13 protein-coding genes are annotated in these 20,248 nt (G+C 44.8%); 6 read left to right on the top strand and 7 right to left on the bottom strand.

Annotated elements, in window-relative coordinates:
- Positions 1-226: 226 nt before the first annotated feature.
- The 4 genes from L3V30_RS03260 to hemL form a co-directional block, all read right to left on the bottom strand.
- Positions 227-3,613: an ATP-binding protein gene (locus tag L3V30_RS03260; RefSeq protein WP_237308307.1), complete on the bottom strand. Its 3,387-nt coding sequence runs from the start codon at positions 3,611-3,613 to the stop codon at positions 227-229.
- Positions 3,614-3,839: 226 nt separating this feature from the next.
- Entirely contained in the window at positions 3,840-4,865 is a 1,026-nt protein-coding gene (gene rsmC, locus L3V30_RS03255) for a 16S rRNA (guanine(1207)-N(2))-methyltransferase RsmC (RefSeq protein WP_237308306.1), read from the bottom strand.
- A 75-nt stretch (positions 4,866-4,940) separates the two neighbouring features.
- Complete coding sequence (locus tag L3V30_RS03250) at positions 4,941-6,026, bottom strand: AI-2E family transporter (RefSeq protein WP_237308305.1); 1,086 nt, start codon at positions 6,024-6,026, stop codon at positions 4,941-4,943.
- Between the two features lie 346 nt (positions 6,027-6,372).
- Entirely contained in the window at positions 6,373-7,668 is a 1,296-nt protein-coding gene (gene hemL, locus L3V30_RS03245; RefSeq protein WP_237308304.1) for a glutamate-1-semialdehyde 2,1-aminomutase, read from the bottom strand.
- Positions 7,669-7,914: 246 nt separating this feature from the next.
- Here hemL and erpA point away from each other — a divergent pair, with 246 nt between their 5' ends.
- The 3 genes from erpA (at position 7,915) to vmeK (ending at position 12,594) form a co-directional block, all read left to right on the top strand.
- On the top strand, positions 7,915-8,256 hold the full coding sequence (gene erpA, locus L3V30_RS03240) for an iron-sulfur cluster insertion protein ErpA (RefSeq protein WP_005380031.1): 342 nt from the start codon (positions 7,915-7,917) through the stop codon (positions 8,254-8,256).
- A 105-nt stretch (positions 8,257-8,361) separates the two neighbouring features.
- On the top strand, positions 8,362-9,480 hold the full coding sequence (locus L3V30_RS03235) for an efflux RND transporter periplasmic adaptor subunit (RefSeq protein WP_150919379.1): 1,119 nt from the start codon (positions 8,362-8,364) through the stop codon (positions 9,478-9,480).
- A 9-nt stretch (positions 9,481-9,489) separates the two neighbouring features.
- Entirely contained in the window at positions 9,490-12,594 is a 3,105-nt protein-coding gene (vmeK, locus tag L3V30_RS03230; protein WP_237308303.1) for a multidrug efflux RND transporter permease subunit VmeK, read from the top strand.
- Between the two features lie 65 nt (positions 12,595-12,659).
- On the opposite strand, the gene L3V30_RS03225 is transcribed toward vmeK, so the two are convergent.
- A complete protein-coding gene (locus L3V30_RS03225; protein WP_065645536.1) occupies positions 12,660-13,952 on the bottom strand; it encodes a peptidoglycan DD-metalloendopeptidase family protein in 1,293 nt (430 codons plus the stop codon).
- 130 nt (positions 13,953-14,082) lie between these two features.
- Between L3V30_RS03225 and tyrS the strand changes: the two genes are divergently transcribed.
- Together tyrS and L3V30_RS03215 are read left to right on the top strand one after the other, a co-directional pair.
- Positions 14,083-15,270 (top strand): tyrosine--tRNA ligase, encoded by a 1,188-nt coding sequence (gene tyrS, locus L3V30_RS03220; protein ID WP_012841441.1) that lies wholly within the window; start codon positions 14,083-14,085, stop codon positions 15,268-15,270.
- Between the two features lie 418 nt (positions 15,271-15,688).
- A complete protein-coding gene (locus L3V30_RS03215) occupies positions 15,689-16,534 on the top strand; it encodes a magnesium transporter (RefSeq protein ID WP_170903292.1) in 846 nt (281 codons plus the stop codon).
- On the opposite strand, the gene dacB is transcribed toward L3V30_RS03215, so the two are convergent.
- Both dacB and L3V30_RS03205 read right to left on the bottom strand, forming a co-directional pair.
- Complete coding sequence (dacB, locus tag L3V30_RS03210; protein WP_237308302.1) at positions 16,513-17,934, bottom strand: serine-type D-Ala-D-Ala carboxypeptidase; 1,422 nt, start codon at positions 17,932-17,934, stop codon at positions 16,513-16,515. The genes L3V30_RS03215 and dacB overlap by 22 nt on opposite strands.
- Before the next feature lie 186 nt (positions 17,935-18,120).
- A complete protein-coding gene (locus L3V30_RS03205; RefSeq protein WP_054867131.1) occupies positions 18,121-19,155 on the bottom strand; it encodes a porin in 1,035 nt (344 codons plus the stop codon).
- 544 nt (positions 19,156-19,699) lie between these two features.
- On the opposite strand from L3V30_RS03205, the gene greA reads away from it, so the two are divergent.
- The gene (greA, locus tag L3V30_RS03200) at positions 19,700-20,173 is read left to right on the top strand and encodes a transcription elongation factor GreA (protein WP_005380065.1); all 474 of its coding nucleotides are present in this window, start codon (positions 19,700-19,702) and stop codon (positions 20,171-20,173) included.
- The last annotated feature ends 75 nt before the right edge of the window (positions 20,174-20,248 follow it).

Genomic DNA, 20,248 nt, shown 5'->3' with positions numbered 1-20,248 from the left:
TGAAAATGAAGTGTTTTATTCGCTCGACTCAACCTAATTTGGGCAGGTTAGAGCGATAGAAGCGTATGTTTGGAATGCCTGCCATGGACAACTTTGTCCAGAGGCTTATTCGGCATTTTAATGTGGTAACGGTAGAGAGTCGCTGTATTGTTCGTCTTTAGAGAAAGAGAAGGCTTGGATAATAAAAAGCCCAGCGTATGCGCTGGGCTAGTTTTTTTGATAGGTATTAGCTGGTCAACAGTCGCTGTAGTTTATCTCGTTGAGCTTCGATGTACGCACGCTCAGGACTCTGTTCTTTACAGTGTTCAAGGATGAATTCTATCGAGCTCAATACCGTTCTCCAACGTGGCGTTTTCGGCAGAGTTTCTATACGCATGTATTTATCCAAAGTGCGTGTTTGCAGAGTGCTACGGTCAAGATAAACGCGCCATAAGCCACTTTGTTCGGCAAATGCGAATTTACTTTCACCAGTGACTGACTCCCAATACTCTAAGGCGTGTGTCATTGCGTCGACCAGAATTTCTCGCATTAGCTCTTGTTTGTCTTTTTTGTTACCAAGCGCTTTGTCTGCAAGGCGTGTAAACTCTCCACCGAGTTCTTTCAGCTTCTGCAACTGGTCTTTATCGCCATCAAAAGCATAACTTGAAAGCACCTCTACGGCGGTTTCTAGGTTGTGTATGCGAGCGGCATTGGCTCCTCCGCCAACATTAAAGATATACATGACATCTAAGCCTGAGCCTTCAGGTAGTTTAAGAATGTCTGCTTCGATGTTTTGACGAATATCTTCAATATAGATATCAATCTTGCCACAGTAATGAGGTTGTTTGACGGTCAGATACTTAGGTGCAATCAATTCATCGGCAGATGAACGTTTTAATTGTTCTAAGTTACGCTTGAATAGTTTGCAGGCAGCTTCATTAGCAAACCGGATACGTTTATCTTCACGTAAACAGATAATCGCTTCAGGAGCCGATTCCAGTTGTTCCAACAATCGCCCTTGAGTTTCTAATAAGCTTGCCTCTACAGCCGCTCGTTGGCGAAGTTCAGATTCAAGTATTTTATTCTCCATATGGCGCATTTCAGCTTGGCTTGCCGTTAAGTGCGCTTGGATGCGCGCAGCTAGCTCTTGTTTATTCAATGGCTTAGATAAATAGTCGTTGGCTCCTGCTTCAAAGCCTCGCACACGATCTTCTGTTTGACTAAGCGCGGTGAGCATAATGATAGGTAGCTCGGCATGGTCATAAGTTTCACGTAATTCACTGCAGACTTGATAGCCGCTCATGCCTGGCATCATGATATCCAATAATAGGAGTTCCGGTTTTTCCTGCTCAACGAGTGCTAATGTTTCTGGTCCATCAGAGACGGTACGTACGCGATAGCCCTCTAAACGTAAGAAGCTCTCAAGCACACGCAGGTTTACTGGCTCATCGTCAGCGACATACAATAACGGGCCGTCTGGATTCTCTGGCAGTGATAAGTCTTCATTGTTCTCTACATCGATTTCAGGAATCTGGAAGTGTCCGTGCGCTGCAAGGGTTTGAGTTGTTTGGATCTCTTCTTCACTGGCAAGTGGTAACGTGAAACTGAAGGTGGTGCCGACCATAGGCTGGCTGCTGACGTATAACGAGCCACCCATCAACTCAATCAATTGACGGCTAATCGAAAGCCCGAGCCCTGCACCTTGACGATAGCGACTTGCGTCTTGTCCTGCTTGGATAAGTGGTTCGAAAATATGTTCAAGATGTTCTGCGGGAATACCTTGCCCAGTATCCACAACTTGCACACGAACATGATCATCAACCACATTGGCGGAGATAACGATTTTACCTTCTGAGGTGTACTTAATCGCATTACCGATCAGGTTATATAACACTTGTTCAAGGCGTTGAGGATCGGCAGACACCGCTTTCAAGTCCGCTGGTACTTGGTTGATGATACGGATGGTTTTATTTCCAAGTAAATGACTGGAAAGCTCTAGTACCAGTCGCGTTGCACTGGCTAAACTCACCGCTGACTTCTGGATATCCATGCTTCCGTAACGCATTTTATGATAATCCAATAAGTCATCAACAAGGTTTGCGAGACGTTGCCCACTTTTAATGATGATATCAAGCTGATATTTTTGGCTAGCAGGGATAGCACCGTTAGCGCCGGACGCTAAGGTCTCAGCGATTCCGACCATGCCATGCAATGGTGTGCGAAGTTCATGAGAAGTGGTGGCTAAGAACTCATCTTTAAGTTTGTCGGCCAATTGCAGTTCATCATTTTGTTTTTGAATGATCTGGATGTTGCTCTCGAGCTCTTCATTTTGCTTCTTAATGGTTTGAATTTTCTCTCGAATAGAGCGTTGCATTCGTTCAAAACTCAGCGCAAGACGGCCAATTTCATCTTTGCGAACCGTATTAAAGGTGGTGTCATCAAGATCTCCGGCAGACACTTTTTCGGCAGCCCAAGTTAACTTCAGCAACGGAGAAGTAATAAAGTTTGATAAATAATGGGAAGCGATTACCACTAGAATGATGGCGATCAGCATGGCGATAACAAACAGTTTTTCTAGTTGATGAATACGAGCGAAAGCTTCGTTTTCTGGTAATTGCACGACGAGTGCCCAAATAACACCACGCGTTTCAATCGGTGCATAAGCAGCGATGATCTCTTCACCTAAACCGTTCGTGTAAGTGCCGACGCCAAATGCACCAGAGAGTGCTTTATCGATCACTTCTAAGCTGTTCTTAATGTCATCTTGCTTGGTGTTAATTGTGCGAGGTTGGTGATCATTTCCAACCAGTAAGGTATTAATGGATGACTCTCGGTTGGCGTCTGCGGCTAACTTCGTGATGCCATTATTTGGTAAGCGGAACATAGCATAGCTGTGTAGGTAGCCTTGCTGAACAATTGGAGCACCTAACCAAGCGACTTGTTTACCACCTTCCAGTTCGAAATCAGACACAATCACAGGGGTGTAGTCTTCATTCACCTTACGGCGTTCAGTGACGTCATCAGCTAGACGCTTGAAGGTTTTGCCAAGTGCTGAGTCTTTGTAGGGGCCTGATAATAAGTTTGTTCCGTAGTTATCGTCTTTGTTGATCGAGTAGGTGACATTACCGTTGATATCGACCAGCAAAATATCATTAAAATCAGAGCGCTTGAGGAGCTCCAAGTAGGCCCAGTGGTAACGTTTATGTAAGAGTCGGTAACGTTCACTTCCGACATAGTTGGAAGACTCGGGTAACGTTGACGTTTTGATTTGATCTCCGCTGCCTTCAATGTAGCGCTGTTGGGCATTTTTACGAGATTCTTCAATGTCATTGCCTAAACGACTAAAAGCATTGACGAGACCGTAGAATCGACCACCACTGGCGTAAGCCAGTTCAGAGCGCACAAAGCCCATGACTTCAGTTTCCCGCGCCTCAAAGTAGTCGATAATTTGCTGTTGTTTTGTATCTCTAACAGACAACAAGTGTGAGGTGCTTTGCTCTTGCAGATCTTTACTGTGGGACTGTAGGAAAAAGATCGCAGTAATAGTAAGAGGTGTGATACTGAGCACCAGAAATGCGGTCATCAGTGTACTCTGAAGGCGCTTAAATTTCTGTTTTTTGTAGAATTTAAACATGGATAAGATTACAACTCATAAAGGGCAGTTCTAAAATGTACTTCGCTGCCGAGGTTCTCGTTAAAAACGGATAAGAAGTTCAACTAGATAGAATTAACAAAATTAACGAGTTTTTTTTCTTTGACAAGAAAGTTAGTTGTAAAGCGTGCAGGGTGACGCAGTTTTTCTTATGAGTATTGAGTTTTTGAGAAAAAATCGCGCAGGTTTGTACCTGCGCGAGGGAAGATTATGACTTTTTCGCGTAGTAGATAGAAAACTTATTGGTCTTATTTAGCGTCTCGCAATTATTAAACGCTCGCTCAATAATTGGTGGATATTTTAAGAAGCTATTCGCGACAATGATCATTTCACCATGGCTATCTAGATACTTTGGAGCCTGACCCAAGAGTGTTTCTGCTGCGTTGTAGTTCGTATCTAAACCACTGTGGAAAGGTGGGTTACTGATGATAAAACGATAATCGTCGGCAGTGTCTGAGTAAATATCAGAGGCGAATACATGGCCGGTTAATCCATTGGCTTTTAGTGTGGCTTGACTCGATGTGATGGCATACGCGTTAATGTCACACATCTCAATCGCAATTTTTGGATTGGCTTTTGCCATGAAAGCACCTAACACCCCAGCACCACATCCAAAGTCGAGGACTTTACCTGATAGAGTAGGTAGGGTTTCGAGTAATAGGCGGCTACCTAAATCGAATTCGCCATGACTGAATACTCCAGGCAAGCTCTTAACAGTCAGTGATTGCTCACCAAGTGTGACCGCATAGGTTTTAAACCAGTCTGCTTGATTGAACGGCTTTGGTTCATTGAGGCAAGTGCCCCAGTAAAATGAACAGCGACGAGCGGAATCGTATTTATTGACTGGGCCATACTCTTTGAATATCTTCTCGATGCTTTTAACACCTGAGCGGTTTTCGCCAACCACTACAATTTCAGTGTTCACGCCTAGTTTCGCCATCAACATCGCCAGAAGGTATTCGGCTTCGGCTTTGGCTTTAGGCCAGTACAAAAGCACCATGTCTGCTTGTGTCTCAGTATTAAACTCAGAACCAAAATGGCTTTTAACCTTGTGATGAGTGCGAATTTGACGGTAGAAGCTGTAGTTTGATGTGAAGACTTCTACAGATTCACAGTGTTTGCTCAGTTCAAGTGGAAAGAGATCTTCGACTTCACCTGCAACTAAAACATGTTTTCCGTTGAAGTACTCGAGCTGACGCTGAGCGATTTGGCTAGGAGCGATATAAGCAGACATAAATTGGGTTCATCAGAAATAATTGGGGCAGATTTTCGCACAATCTGCCCCAAGCTTGAAGTGATTAAGCTGTGACTAGCTGTTGTCTTGCTGGTTGAGGAAGTCTTTGAATTCTTCTTCGTAGATATTAAACAGTACCATTGTCACGGCAAAAATCAGTGGACCGTAAATCAGGCCGATCAATCCAAATAGATGCAGGCCACCCAGTAACGAGAAGAAAATCATTAGGGTGTTCATGCCGGCGCTGCCTTGCATTAGCAGCGGACGCAATAGGTTATCTATAGAGCCAACGACGACCACACTCCACACCGTCAAGAAGATAGCCCAAGTCATATCGCCTGTTAAGAACAAGTACGCTGCTGCAGGAATCCAGATCAGTGCGGTTCCGACCACTGGAATGAATGATGCAAAGCCCATCATCGTTCCCCAGAATAACCCCGGGAAGCCAGCGAGCCACATACCGATACCGCCAGCCAGACCCTGTGCGATAGCCGTTAGGAATGAGCCCATCACGGCTGATTTAGAAACTTGCTCTATCTCTGTCAATATGCGGTCTTCTTGGCTACGTGAGAGTGGCAGAATATGACGAATCGCAGAGATAATTTTGTCGTGGTCACGAAGCAGAAAAAACAGCACAAACAGCATCAGGAAGAAGTTCATTAGGAAGTTGGTGGCGTCTCCTAAAATCTTGGCGCTGATAGCAACTAAGTTAGAGCCAAACGATGTAGCAAATTGACCAATTTTCTCAGCAATGGCTTTTGGCTCGATTTTATCGAAAGGTAAGTACTCATTAACTATGGATAAGCCTTTGATAACAAAAGGATGTTGGAATATATCTTGGATTCCGCCATTAGTGACCCAGTTGTACGTATTTTGTGAAAAAACAGAGCCTTGTTGAACAATGGCTGCAAACACAAATAGCAGTGGGATAACGATAATAAACGTCAAGACGACACATGACAGCAGTGCGGCCATATTGGGGTGCTTGGGAATTTTTCGCTCAAACCATTCGTGTACCGGAAACATGAGCAAAGAAATGATAAAAGCCATCACAATGGAATTGATGTATGGCTCAACCAATAAGTAGCAAGCAAAAGCAGCGGCGAGCAAAGCGACCATTAGCACTCGGTGACTCGACGTTATTTTTACATTATTTGGCATGAGATTAGTCCAACTTACAGGTGACGTTTACGGTTTGCGCCTTCAAAGATGGCGTTGAACCTTTATTACTTTGCACTCTTAACTCTTTCAAGCTTATGACAATGCCGAATTAGAGCAGAGCAATATACCTTGTTATAATGACCACAAATCAGTCGGTTATCAATCAAGAGATGAACTATGGGTTGTTGCAACGGTGATAAAAAGTGTCAAACCGAGAAAAAAGCCAAACGAATACCGTGGTTTGGCATTGTTATTGGTGTTTTAGCAGTATTGGTTATATTGAATTGGCAATAAAAAAGGACCGTGATGGTCCTTTTTTAAATTAGTTATCGCAGCTTTTAAGCGATTACTTTGCTTCTTCTGCAAGAGTTGCAAAACAGCGGTCAGCCGCTTCTAGCGTGGCATCGATTTCTTTTGAACCGTGAGCAAGGGAAGTAAAGCTCGCCTCGAACGCTGAAGGCGCTAGGTAGACACCGTGTTTGAGCATTAAGTGGAAGAAGCGTTTGAAGCGTTCCACATCGCACTTCGTTACGTCTTTGTAGCAAGTCACTTTTTCTTGGTCAGTGAAGAAGAAGCCGAACATGCCGCCCACTTGGTTCACAACCAGAGGAATACCGTGTTTCTCTGCTAGAGACTTAAAGCCATCTGCTAGTTGTTTGGTTTTTGAAGCTAGGCGCTTTTCGTTGCCTTCTTCTTTAAGAAGGTTCAAACATGCATAGCCTGCAGCCATTGCGACAGGGTTGCCAGAAAGCGTACCCGCTTGGTAAACCGGACCCGTTGGCGCAACGTATTGCATTACTTCTTTACGACCACCGAAAGCACCCACTGGCATACCACCACCGATCACTTTACCCAGTGTCGTTAGGTCTGGCTTGATGTTGTAGTGCGCTTGTGCGCCACCAAGTGCCACGCGGAAGCCTGTCATTACTTCATCAAAAATCAGTAGGGCACCTTCTTGATCACAGATTTCACGTAGACCTTCGTGGAAGCCTTCCACTGGTGGGATACAGTTCATGTTGCCTGCAACTGGCTCAACGATGATACAAGCGATTTCGCCTTTGTTAGCAGCGAATAGCTCACGTACAGAATCTAGGTCGTTGAATGTTGCTGTTAGCGTGTGCTTAGCAAAATCTGCAGGAACGCCAGGAGAGCTTGGTTGACCAAGGGTCAGTGCACCAGAGCCCGCTTTTACTAGTAAGCTGTCTGCGTGACCATGGTAACAACCTTCAAACTTCATGATCTTGTCGCGACCAGTGAAGCCACGTGCAAGGCGAATCGCGCTCATAGTCGCTTCGGTACCAGAACTTACCATACGGATTTGCTCCATTGATGGAACAAGTTCAGAAACTAACTCTGCCATCGCGATTTCAAGTTCTGTCGGCGCGCCGAAGCTAAGGCCACGTTGCGCTGCGTCAATGACGGCTTCGCGGATAACCGCGTGGTTGTGGCCAAGAATCATTGGACCCCAAGAGCCAACGTAATCAATGTACGCTTTACCATCGGCATCAAAAATCAGTGGACCGTCTGCTCGTTCGATAAATAGCGGAGAGCCGCCAACGCCGTTGAATGCACGAACTGGTGAATTGACACCGCCAGGTATGGTTTGCTGAGCTTTTTGATACAGCTCTGATGATTTGGTCATGGGGTTATCCTCTTTTGATTGCTCGGACCAAGTGGAGCGCATTGTACCTAGCTATAATCAAGTTAGAAACGTTTTGCTTAATTTATGTGTTGTTTCGCAGTGTAATCTTATATATCCGCATCTGTTATAAAGAATCGGCGGTGAATACTTGAACGAGTTTGTCAGGTATTGGATAATCGTCTCAATTAGCACAAATTTGACGTCTTGCTTCAGGCTTGACGCATTACACGAGTGAGAGAGGTCTTCGTGAGCGAAGTAAACGTACCATTATCTTTTTCTGACGCAGCAGCATCTCGCGTTAAAGCATTGATTGCTGAAGAAGAAAACCCAGCATTGAAACTGCGCGTATACATTACTGGTGGCGGCTGTAGCGGCTTCCAATACGGCTTTACTTTTGATGAAAATGTAAACGAAGGCGATACGACAATCGTAAACAGTGGTGTAACACTGGTTGTAGACCCTATGAGTCTGCAATATCTCGTTGGCGGCATTGTCGACTACACAGAAGGGTTAGAAGGAGCGCGCTTCTTTGTAAACAACCCAAATGCAACGACAACATGTGGTTGTGGTGCATCGTTTAGTGTGTAATTAACACCAATCAGGCAGCCAGTGGCTGCCTGAACTTTACGTAGAAGGATGTCACGTAAAGTCGCTCTCGCAGAATATGCAGAGAAATAATAAAAAGGACTTTATATGTCTGGATCGTCTTTCGGACGTCGCATTGTCGAGCGCCCGTGGCTAGTATCTCTTATCCTCATATTGCTTCTTGTTGCATGGCTGGCAATCGGTCAACTGAAAGCACAAGATGATAATCTCAATTCTTCATCCTCTTCAACGAACACCACGCCACTTGCAAAGGTAATGTTCGACACCTTTATTGCTGAACCCACAAGTAAAACCATCGAACTGTATGGACGGACTGCCCCCAATCGTCAAGCGCGCCTTGGCGCTGAAGTCGCGGGTAAAATAGTCAGCCTCACTATAGAAAAAGGTCAAACAGTCAAGCAGGGGCAAGTGATCGCAAGCATCGACAAGCGCGATCTTGGTATTCAGCTCAAGCGGGCTCAGGCGATGCTGTTGGTTAAAGAGAAAGAGTTTAATGCAGCTAAATCGCTAAAAAGTCGCGGACTACAGGGCGAAGTTGCGTTTGCGACAGCACAAGCGGCATTGGTGGATGCTCGAGCGAACTTGAGCAACGTGCAAACGGCATTAAGAAATACCGAGGTGAAAGCACCATTCGATGGCATTGTTGATCACCACTTTGTTGAGTTAGGAGACTTTGTAGGGATTGGTGATCCTATTGCGACGGTCATTGATTTGGACACTTTGGTGATTGAAGCCGATGTCAGTGAGCGGCATATACAATATCTTAAGGAAGGCTTACAAGCCGATGTAAGAACCATTAACCAACAGCATTATCAAGGTCGGGTACGCTACATTGGGCGTGTTTCTTCTGCTTCTACTAACACCTTTCCAATTGAAATCGAAATTGATAACCAAGACGCAAGAATTCCGGCCGGTATGAGCGCTGAAGTACAGTTGCCGTTGAGTGAAGTGTTAGCGGTAAAGATTACGGCTGCAATGCTAGCACTCGATGAAGAAGGTAATTTAGGTGTTAAAACACTGCGTAATGAGCATGTTGAATTTGTTCCGATTCAGCTCGTTAAGGCCGAGGATGATGGTGTTTGGCTCTCTGGGTTAGGAGAGCGAGCCGATATTATCGTACTGGGGCAAGGGTTTGTACGCGATGGCGATCAAGTACTGGCCAACAAAGTTGATGACGTAGTTGTTGAAGCGGCTAGTGAGCAGTAAGGAGCACCTATGTACACTCTGATTGATGCTGCGTTATCTCGCGCTCGCACTATGCTGACATTATTGGTGATGATCTTAATTGCCGGTGTCATTACTTACGTCACTATCCCCAAGGAATCGAGCCCTGATATTACCATTCCTATTATCTACGTTTCCGTTGGACATCAAGGCATTTCTCCCGTCGATGCCGAGCGTTTATTAGTTCGCCCAATAGAGCAAGAGTTGCGCTCTATTGAAGGCGTAAAAGAGATGACCTCTGTGGCATCAGAAGGTCATGCTTCGGTGACGCTGGAATTTAGTGTTGGAGTGGATCTTGATAAAGCGATGGCAGATGTCCGAGACGCCGTTGATCTTGCGAAGCCAAAATTACCAGAGGACAGTGATGAGCCAACGGTAAATGAAGTCACGTTTGCATCTGAAGAGCCTGTTTTGACTGTTGTTCTATATGGCACCGTACCAGAGCGGACCATTGTACAGATTGCCAGAACGCTACGTGATCGTTTGGAGAGTTTCCGTCAGGTTCTTGAGGTTGAAATCGCAGGGGATCGCGAAGACATCGTGGAAATAGTTGTCGATCCGCTATTGATGGAAAGCTACGGTCTCGATCAAGCGGATATTTATAATTTAATCGCCTTGAATAACCGAGTGGTTGCAGCGGGATTTGTCGATACTGGGTATGGACGCTTTTCGGTAAAAGTCCCATCGGTGTTTGATTCACTGAAAGATGTGCTTGAACTGCCAATCAAAGTGAATGGCAAAGAGGTGATCACCTTTGGCGATGTGGCGACAGTACGACGTGCATTTCGCGATCCTGAAAGTTTTGCTCGTTTAGATGGTGAATCTGCCATCGTTTTGGACGTAAAAAAACGGGCAGGGGAAAACATCATTGAAACGGTCGAGCTGGTAAAAGAAGTACTGGCTCAGGGACAACAGCGAGCCGAGTGGCCCGACAATTTGCAAGTCAAATACACTTGGGATCAATCCGACGATGTCAAATTGATGCTCAGTGATCTACAAAACAATATCTTATCCGCAATTATCCTCGTCGTGATCGTCATTATTGCTATATTGGGGGTTAGGACCGCTCTTCTCGTAGGTATTTCTATTCCGGGATCGTTCTTGACTGGGTTGTTGGTGTTATCGGTATTTGGGTTGACGGTCAATATCGTCGTACTGTTTGCCTTAATTATGGCGGTGGGCATGTTGGTGGATGGTGCCATTGTGGTGACAGAGTTTGCTGACAGGCGCATGCAAGAAGGTACGCCACGTAAAGAAGCCTATCGAGATGCAGCAAAGCGGATGGCATGGCCAATTACCGCATCCACTGCAACCACATTGGCAGCGTTTGCTCCGCTGCTTTTCTGGCCTGACATCACCGGTGAGTTCATGAAGTACTTACCACTCACTTTAATTGCTACTTTGGCCGCTTCGCTGATGATGGCGTTGCTGTTCGTTCCTGTCATTGGTGGGATCATTGGCAAGCATCAAGTAGTCAATCAGAAAGCTCAGCGAGAAATGGTTGAGCTGCATAACGGCAACTTTGAAAAAGCGACAGGCATTACCAAGCTTTATTACCAGACTCTGTCGGTAGCGATTCGTCATCCATGGAAAGTCTTACTCAGCGCGATACTGCTAGCGGCAGGTGTCGGCTTCACTTACAACAAAGCTGGCTTGGGTGCAGAGTTTTTCCCTGAAGTGGACCCTGCCTTTTTTACCGTTAAAGTTCGTTCTTATGGTGACCTGTCTATTCACGAAAAAGATGTTGTTATGCGTGAAATCGAGAAGGTGATGCTCGGTCATGACGAGTTTGAAAGTGTCTACACGCGTACAGGCTCAAGTGATAATGGGGATGAAATCGGCCAGATTCAGATAACACCTGTGGATTGGCAGTATCGACGAAAAGTGAAAACCATTATTGAGGAACTAAAAGAGACGACAGATCGCTTTTATGGTGTTGAACTTGAGTATAAATTCCCGGACGCAGGACCGCCTGTCGAGCATGATCTCGTGATTGAAGTGTCATCACGAAACTTGAGTGTTAGTGCGTTAGATGAAGCGGCCAAACAAGTCCGACACTGGGCTGATGGTAATCCTGCACTGACCAATTTGAGTGATACCACTAATAAGGAAGGGATTGATTGGCAAATTGACATCCAGCGAGATGACGCCTCTCGCTTTGCAGCGGATGCGACCTTAGTCGGGAATACTGTTCAGTTTGTTACAAACGGTTTGAAAATAGGCGATTATTTGCCCGATGATGCGGATGAAGAAGTCGATATTTTGGTGCGCTATCCACAAGATAAGCGCGATATTGGTCGATTTGACCAACTGAGAGTGAAAACGGCGGCTGGTTTGGTGCCAATCACGAACTTTGCTCAAATTAAGCCAGATCATAAGCAAGATACCATTCGTCGTGTAGACGGCCATCGAGTTATCAATATCAAAGCAGACATGGTGGAAGGTTACAATTTAGCGCTTGAGCTACCGAAGATTGCCGCTGGAATGGAACAGCTCGACTTACCGGAAGGCATTGAATATAAGATTCGGGGTCAAAATGAAGAGCAGGAAAACTCATCAGCATTCTTACAAAATGCTTTTATTGTCGCGCTTGGTGTGATGGCTCTGATTTTAATTACGCAGTTTAATAGCTTTTATCAAGCTTTCTTAATCCTCAGTGCTGTGTTGTTTTCTACCGTTGGGGTCTTTGCTGGATTGCTTATTTTCCAAAAGCCATTTGGCATCATCATGTCGGGAATAGGGGTGATTGCGCTTGCAGGTATTGTTGTGAATAACAACATCGTATTAATCGATACTTACAATCAGATGCGTAAACGTGGCTTAGAGAAATCTGAGGCGATTTTGCGTACAGGTGTGCAGCGTTTAAGACCCGTTTTACTCACGACGGTGACCACCATACTAGGCTTATTGCCAATGGTGCTAGAAATGAACATCGACTTAGTTAACCAAAAAGTGGAATTTGGCGCGCCAAGCACTCAATGGTGGTCTCAACTTGCGACGGCTGTCGCGGGTGGATTGGCGTTTGCGACTTTGCTAACACTGGTTCTGACACCATGCTTGCTCATGCTCGGGAGAGAGCATCACTCCGAAAAGTAAGCTTCATCGTGATGATATTAAAGAAACAAAAAGGGCAGCTGAGCTGCCCTTTTCAATGCATCAATTTACTTCATTGCTAACAGTTTGCTGTAGCGCTCAAGCTTGTCCATGCTAATTTTTGCGTTTGCCATGAAAGTTTGTCTCGCTTTGCCTGTTAGGGATTTAGACTGTGGCAAATTCACCGTACGCGGGTTTTTGTGGACACCATTCACAAGGAACTCATAGTGCAAGTGAGGGCCTGTTACACGACCTGTTCCGCCAAGCGTACCAATGGTTTGACCTTGTTTAACGCGTTGACCCGCTCGTACCGTACGTTTGGTTAAGTGCAGGTACTTGGTAATGTAAGTATTGCTATGTTTAATGAAAACGTAGTTACCATTAAATTTGTTGTAAGACGATTTTTGAACGACACCATCGCCTGCCGCCCAAATCGGGGTGCCGACTGGTGCCGCATAGTCCGTGCCTCTATGAGGGCGAACGCGTCCCGTCACAGGGTGTAAGCGGCGTGGGTTGAAGTTAGACGAAACTCGACGGAAATCCAACGGTGCGCGCAAGAACGCCTTTTTCATTGCTCGTCCATTTTCGTCATAATACTTGCCACTTTTCTGATCCAGTATTGCGGTGAAAGTATCGCCTTGGTTTTTAAATATCGCAGCAATGATTTTTCCGCGTCCAATCACTTCACCTTCTACCACTTCCTCTTGGTAAAGCACTCGGAAGCTGTCGTTCTTACGAATATCTAAAGCAAAGTCGATATCCCAGCCAAATATGCCGGCCAGTTCCATGATTTGGTTGCCATTTAATCCCGAAGAGATTCCCGCATTCCAAAAGTTTGATTTGATGGTGGCTTCAGCGTAGTTGTACTGGAAGTCGACTTCTTTTTTATCGACTTCTGAGACGTATTTGCCGTCTTTTAACGTGATACGAAAAGTTTCGAATGCGCTTAATGTTCTTCTTAACTGTACTAAGTCGTTGTTTTCATCAAAACCGAATTGCAATCGATCGCCAGGTCGAAGCCGGGTTAATTGCTTTTCCACTTCTTTGTCTGATGAGACAAGCTCATGCAATAGGCGGGCAGAAAGCCCCACGCGACTAAACAAGATGGCGGCACTCTCACCATTTTTCACTTTGTATGTTTCCCAACGCAGTACAGCGGAGGACGCTGGAGACGAACTGTTTAGTGCACTGAGTTCTAGGGAAACTGGCACAGGATAATGTTGACCAACTTTTAATCGGCTCTGCTGCGGGTCTAGGTCTTGCGGATCAGGTAAAAAGAAGAGCGCGAAGATAATCAGCGCACTAAAAAAACCGATCAATACTTTGTGCAAGAGTGGAAGTCGGACAAAAATCGAATGCATGAGGTACTTGATTGCTAAATTAAACGGAAAAATTGACAACTACCTAGTCTAACGTGTTTCAAAATGCATCGCTATTCAAGTAATATGTTCAGCTATTATATTTTTGCCAAATCTGTGGGAGTGAACAAGAATGGCGAGCATTGAAGCTGCACTAGCCGAGATTAAGCGCGGTGTTGAAGAGCTGATTCCAGAAGAAGAGCTTATCGCAAAACTAAAAGAAGACCGTCCTCTACGTATTAAATTGGGTGCGGATCCTACGGCTCCAGATATTCACCTAGGTCATACGGTTATTTTCAATAAGCTTCGCTTGTTCCAAGAGCTAGGTCATGAGGTGACGTTCCTAATTGGTGACTTCACTGCAATGGTTGGTGACCCAACAGGTAAAAACACAACACGTCCACCGCTAAGCCGCGAAGACGTATTGCGTAATGCAGAAACTTACAAAGAGCAGGTATTCAAAATTCTAGACCCTGCAAAAACTAAGATTCAGTTCAACTCTGAGTGGTTATCTGAGCTTGGTGCAGAAGGTATGATTCGTCTTGCTGCAAACCAAACCGTTGCTCGTATGCTAGAACGTGATGACTTTAAAAAGCGTTACGCGGGTGGTCAGCCAATTGCTATTCATGAGTTCATGTACCCACTTCTACAAGGTTGGGACTCAGTAGCAATGGAAACTGACGTTGAGCTTGGTGGTACTGACCAGAAGTTCAACCTGCTAATGGGTCGTGAACTGCAAAAGTCTCACGGTCAAAAACCACAGGTTGTTCTGATGATGCCTCTTCTAGTGGGCCTTGATGGCGAGAAGAAGATGTCTAAGTCAGCAAACAACTACATCGGTATCAGCGAAGCGCCAAGCGAAATGTTTGGTAAAATCATGTCTATTTCTGATGACCTAATGTGGAGCTACTACGAGCTGCTATCTTTCCGTCCTCTGGAAGAGATTGCTCAATTCAAAGCTGATGTAGAAGCGGGCAAAAACCCTCGTGACATCAAAGTATTGCTAGCAAAAGAAATTATTGCTCGTTTCCACAGTGAAGCTGATGCAGATGCGGCAGAGCAAGAATTCGTAAACCGTTTTGCGAAGAATCAAATTCCTGATGAAATGCCAGAATTTGATTTTGATGCAGGTCGCCCAGTGAGCAATTTGTTGAAAGAAGCTGGCTTATGCCCATCATCGTCAGATGCGATGCGTATGGTTAAGCAGGGCGCAGTGAAGATGGATGGTGAAAAAATTGCGGACAGCAAATTTGCTCCAGAAGCGGGTACTTACGTGTTCCAAGTGGGCAAACGTAAATTTGCACGTATTACTATTCAGTAATCAATAATCGCTGCAAATGAAAGCGCCTGATGGGCGCTTTTTTTGTATAAAAATTTAGCGAAAAAGACAAAGTAAAACTTCCAAACATGTTGAACTTTGCTACTATACTCACGCTGCCAATAATGGCAGCGTTATCGGAGATTTACATGAACAATACCGACCATCCTCCCAGTCGTTGGGTGAGTAAGAGCAAGGGAGCGAAATAACCCGCTTCGGTATTGGCAATCTCCGCCTTACCTAAGTGGTGAGGCATCTTTTCTAATTTTCTTCTCGTTATTTCCTTCATACATTCTGAATAGACAGTGCATCCGCATTGGTTTTCTCTGTGCATCTTAATTGTTGTGTGACTTTAAGTATGCAAGATTGACTTTGCGTGCCTTGTCGATGGTCGTTACCAATGCCAATCGGGAGATTCGCCATGACGGTAATGAACAACACTTTTATTGAAACAACACCAAACTTTTCTGAAGTAGAAATTGGTGCAGCTCGCAATGCATTTTTGCAGTATGAGCAAGAGCAACAAATCCATTTGCTTACGATCATGCCGATTGATGAGGCGGTAGGTATTTTGCAGCATTGCTCTGTCGGTTATGTGAATAGTCTTATTGCTCAACTTGAGCAAGCAGGCCATGACAAACGCGCACGTCATTATGCTCACCAATTGGGTTTGCATATGTCTGAAGTTGATACACCTGATGGTTATTTATCGACTAGTGTTTTGGGGCACGTGAAGCAGCGTATTGGGTGGATCATTGCACTGGCCCTTTTAGGGATTGTGTCGGGTTTGATCATTGCTCAGTATGAGGACACCCTTAGCCAGCTCGTTTTGCTTGCGGTGTACATGCCTGTGATCGCTGCGGCTGGTGGTAATACAGGAACACAAGCTGCAACTTTGGTGATTCGTGCTCTTGCAACTGGAGAGCTAAAAAAACGCCAATGGTTAGAAGTTTTGTGGAAAGAGAGCCGCGTTGCTCTATTTATTGCGTTAGCTATCGCTATCGTGATGATTGGACGCATTATGTTATTTAGTGCCGGTCAATCAACAGGGGGCTTTGAACTTACCGATATCGCACTGGCAATAGCAGTTGCGCTGTTCATTCAAGTCACCATTTCTACAACATTGGGCGGGCTGTTGCCAATTATTGCACGAGCTTGCAAGTTGGACCCAGCCGTATTGGTGAGTCCAGTTCTTGCGTCTATCGTCGATATTTCAGGAATGTGGATTTACTTTAACGTGGTGAACTATTTCTTAGGTATTGCCTGACTAAAGTTCACAATATCATTGTAAAAAAGCTGCTCAAAATGTGTAATAGGGGCGATGACAGGTTTGTTATCGTCCCTTTTTTCTGGGAAGTAGTCTGAAACAAACTGAACAAAAACGGTATTAGGTTGACCATTTTTATCCAAGCCATATCCGGCCATGTTGTAAGTTCCGTAGAGGGAGCCGCTTTTGGCGATCAATTGTCCTTTAATAGGCAACTTTCGCATACTTTGTCGGTACTTTAGTGTGCCTGACTCACCTGACTTCGGCATGATGGCGATCAGTTTAAGCTCGTCTTCGTGCTTCCAAATATAACGAAGAATTTCCGCCATTTTGGTGGCGGAAATACGGTTGTTTCGCGAAAGTCCTGAGCCGTCTTCCAGGCGCGCATTACGAATATCAATACCAGTGTTGGCGAAAATGATCTGCTTGATCGCCTCTGTACCGTTGGCAAAGCTACCTGACTGAACAAAAAACGTAGCGCCAAGTGTTTTGGTTAATGTATCTGCAATCAAGTTATCAGAGTTTTTAAGCATCTCTTCCAGAATGTCTGGTAATGCCTCTGATTGATGCATGGCGATTAGCTTGCGCTGTTTTTCCGGAGCCGAACCGATCCTAATCTTTCCTGATAACTCAATATTGAGCTGCTTAAGCAAAGCTGCCAATCTATGGCTGGTATAAAGTTCAGGATCTTGAATGGCAAATTTAAGTGGCAATGGTTTCTCCCTCTCAACTAAGCATCCAGTTAGTTTGTAGTTGTTATCAGGGTTTGCGACTAAGCCTAAATCGCAATGACGACTTTTCTTAATGGTTTTAGAAACGGTCTCGACAGTACTTGTTACACGAATAGGTTGATGCTCAGGTACGTAGACTCGAGTCCCACCGTCTTTTTGCGTATAGATAGAAGCCTGCACACAGTTGTTGTTGAGTGTGATGGTCGATGCCGGAGCGCTGTAGCAAACTCCCAAGATATCCCACGGCCAGCCTACTGCACGGTTGTAACCAGTGAATGCGCTGTTATCGAGCCATAAGTCACCGTCAATACGTTTTAAACCATTTTTCTTGGCTAGGGTAAGAAGTGATTTTAAATCGTTGGTTTGGAGCGTTGGATCGCCGACAAAGTAAATCACTGCGTCTGAGCTCGACGCTTCTAGCTTGGTTCGAAAGCGGAAGTTATCACCCAGCTCTAACTTCGCCGCTAATGCTGTGACGATTTTTAATGTACTGGCTGGTGGGAATAATTGTTCGGTAGGATGAACACCGTCAAGTTCAGCATTCTCACTGAGTTTTTCCGCGACTAAACTGATGCGAGAGCCTTCCGGCAACACTTCTTGATGAGGGTACGCTTGTGAAAAAGCAGAAAGTAATGAAGAGAATATGAGCAAGGGCCAACGTAAACGCATAATGATACTTTCTAAGGTGAGTTATGTGATTGAGTATACGCAAGTCCTTTCAATATGCTAGGTAACTAAAGAAATGCTTTATATGTCATCAGGAATGAGACATGAGAGAAAGGCGCGCGGCTTAAAATGGAGTATAAAAAATGCCCGCTTGAAGCGGGCATTCGATATTCTAGTCAAAGACCGGAATTAGAAGTCGTAACGTAGACCTAGAGCTAGCTCGTCTTCTGCATCAGCTTTAGATGCTGTAGTGTTGCCACCAACTTTACCTAGTTTATCGCCAGAGTCGATTAGGTTGAAGTTGTATGAAACGTAACCACGGAAGTTAGGCTTGAAGTAGTAAGATGCATCAACAGCGAAGTTGTTAGCAGAAGTTTCGTTGTTAGTTTCTGCGTTGTTGTACGTTGTTGTGAATACTGTTTGACCTAGAGTGTAAGCACCAGCTAGTTCGTAACCAGTGTAGTCACCTTCAGTTTTCGCTTTTTCACCGTCAGTGAAGATACCAGCGAAGTATAGGTCACCCATAGTGTAAGATGCAGCTAGCATGTATTCGTTAGCTTCGTCTTGGTCTGCGTAACCAGCACCTAGCTCAAGACCTGTGTCTGCTACTGCGTAGATTGCAGATAGAGAGTAGCCGTCTTGTTTGTTGTCTGAGTAGTGATCAACGCGATCGTTTTCACCAGCAGGAGTACCGTCTGCTTTTAGCTCTGTACGGTCAGCGAAGCGGTAGCTTGCTTTAACACTTAGGTTTTCGAATTGACCTTTGTAAGCCATCATGTTGTCTGTACGGTCTGCTACAGCTAGTTTGTCTGCTGCAGAGTTACCGTGGTAAGCCATGATATCAGTGAAGTCAGTGATAACGCCTAGTGCACCTTCAGTTTTACCGTATGCGAACTCACCGTAAGCACCACCAAGACCAGCGTAAGCAAGACGAGTTTCTAGATCGCTCTTGTCGTCGCCGTCTACAGTACCGTTTTGAGCAGTCTCAAATTCACCTTCCCAGAAACCAACACCGTATAGGTTGTCATTGATCTCTTGTTTACCAAGGAAGTTTAGACGGATGCGAGATTTGTCTTGAGCGTCGCCATCTTTCATAGATAGACGTGCTTCAGCACGGCCGCCCATTTCTAGAGAAGTGCCGTCTTGGTTGTAAAGTTCAGCTGCGTTTACGCCAGTTGCCATAGCTGCTGCAGATACAGAAAGAGCAATTAGAGTCTTTTTCATCTTATTTGTCCTAGTTAGCTGTCCATAATCATTGTTGTATGGGGGAGAGGTAATCTCTCACAAGTTGTTGGTCTATAATCGGCCAATGAGCGGTATAATTCGCCCTTGTAAGCCTTTGATCTAACAACTCGCTGGACATGTTTTACTTCTAAAGTTTCCGTATGAGTTAGTAAAATGATATAAATCGTATCTATGAACACTGTTCGATTGCTCTAGTTTTTGGTTTAACTCTTTGTTTTGAGTGAGATTTTTTGGTTGTAACATTCGTCTGACATTGATTAGTTTTTATCTTTTTTGATGTTTTTTGTGTAATGAACAGTGTTGTTTTTCAACAAATTGCGACAGTGATGCACTCTAGAATCGTTCTAAAAGTGACTTATATCATTATGCCGAAAATGCATAGTCTTACAGCCTTTCGAATTAAGATGATTTCGTCCGGGAGTTTGTTTACACTAAATGAAATACATCTTTAAGCGCACTACCCAGCCCTATGGCAGGGTGGGCTTTTTTTGTCCAAAGACCCATTTGGGCTTGAGGTTATAAAATGGAAAAAGTTCCAATGACACTACGTGGCGAGCAAAAGCTACGTGCAGAACTCGATCGTCTACTTAAACTACGTCCTCAAATTTCAGAGGCAATCGCTGAAGCTCGTGAGTTAGGTGATTTAAAAGAGAACGCAGAATATCACGCCGCTCGAGAAGAGCAGGGTATCTGTGAAGCACAAATCCGTGACATTGAATACAAACTGTCAGTTGCTCAAGTAATTGATGTAACGAAGATGGAGAACACGGGTAAAGTTATTTTTGGTTCAACCGTAACCTTGATTGACATCGACACCGAAGAAGAAAAAACATACCAAATTGTTGGTGATGACGAAGCAGACATTAAAGCTGGCCGTATTTCAGTAAGCTCACCAATTGCTCGTGGCTTGATCGGTAAGATGGAAGGCGATGAGGTTGCTATTCAAACTCCGGGTGGCGCGAAAGACTTCGAAATCGACCGAGTAGAGTACATCTAAGTCGTTGAGAGTAGTCTGTTACTCCAATAAAACGCAAAAAGGTCGCCAATGGCGACCTTTTTTCTTCAGCAACGT

Source organism: Vibrio sp. A1-1 (assembly GCF_021728175.1).
Classification (GTDB): domain Bacteria; phylum Pseudomonadota; class Gammaproteobacteria; order Enterobacterales; family Vibrionaceae; genus Vibrio; species Vibrio diabolicus.
Note: the sequence above shows the minus strand (reverse complement) of the source record. Positions and strands in the feature narration are given on the sequence as shown.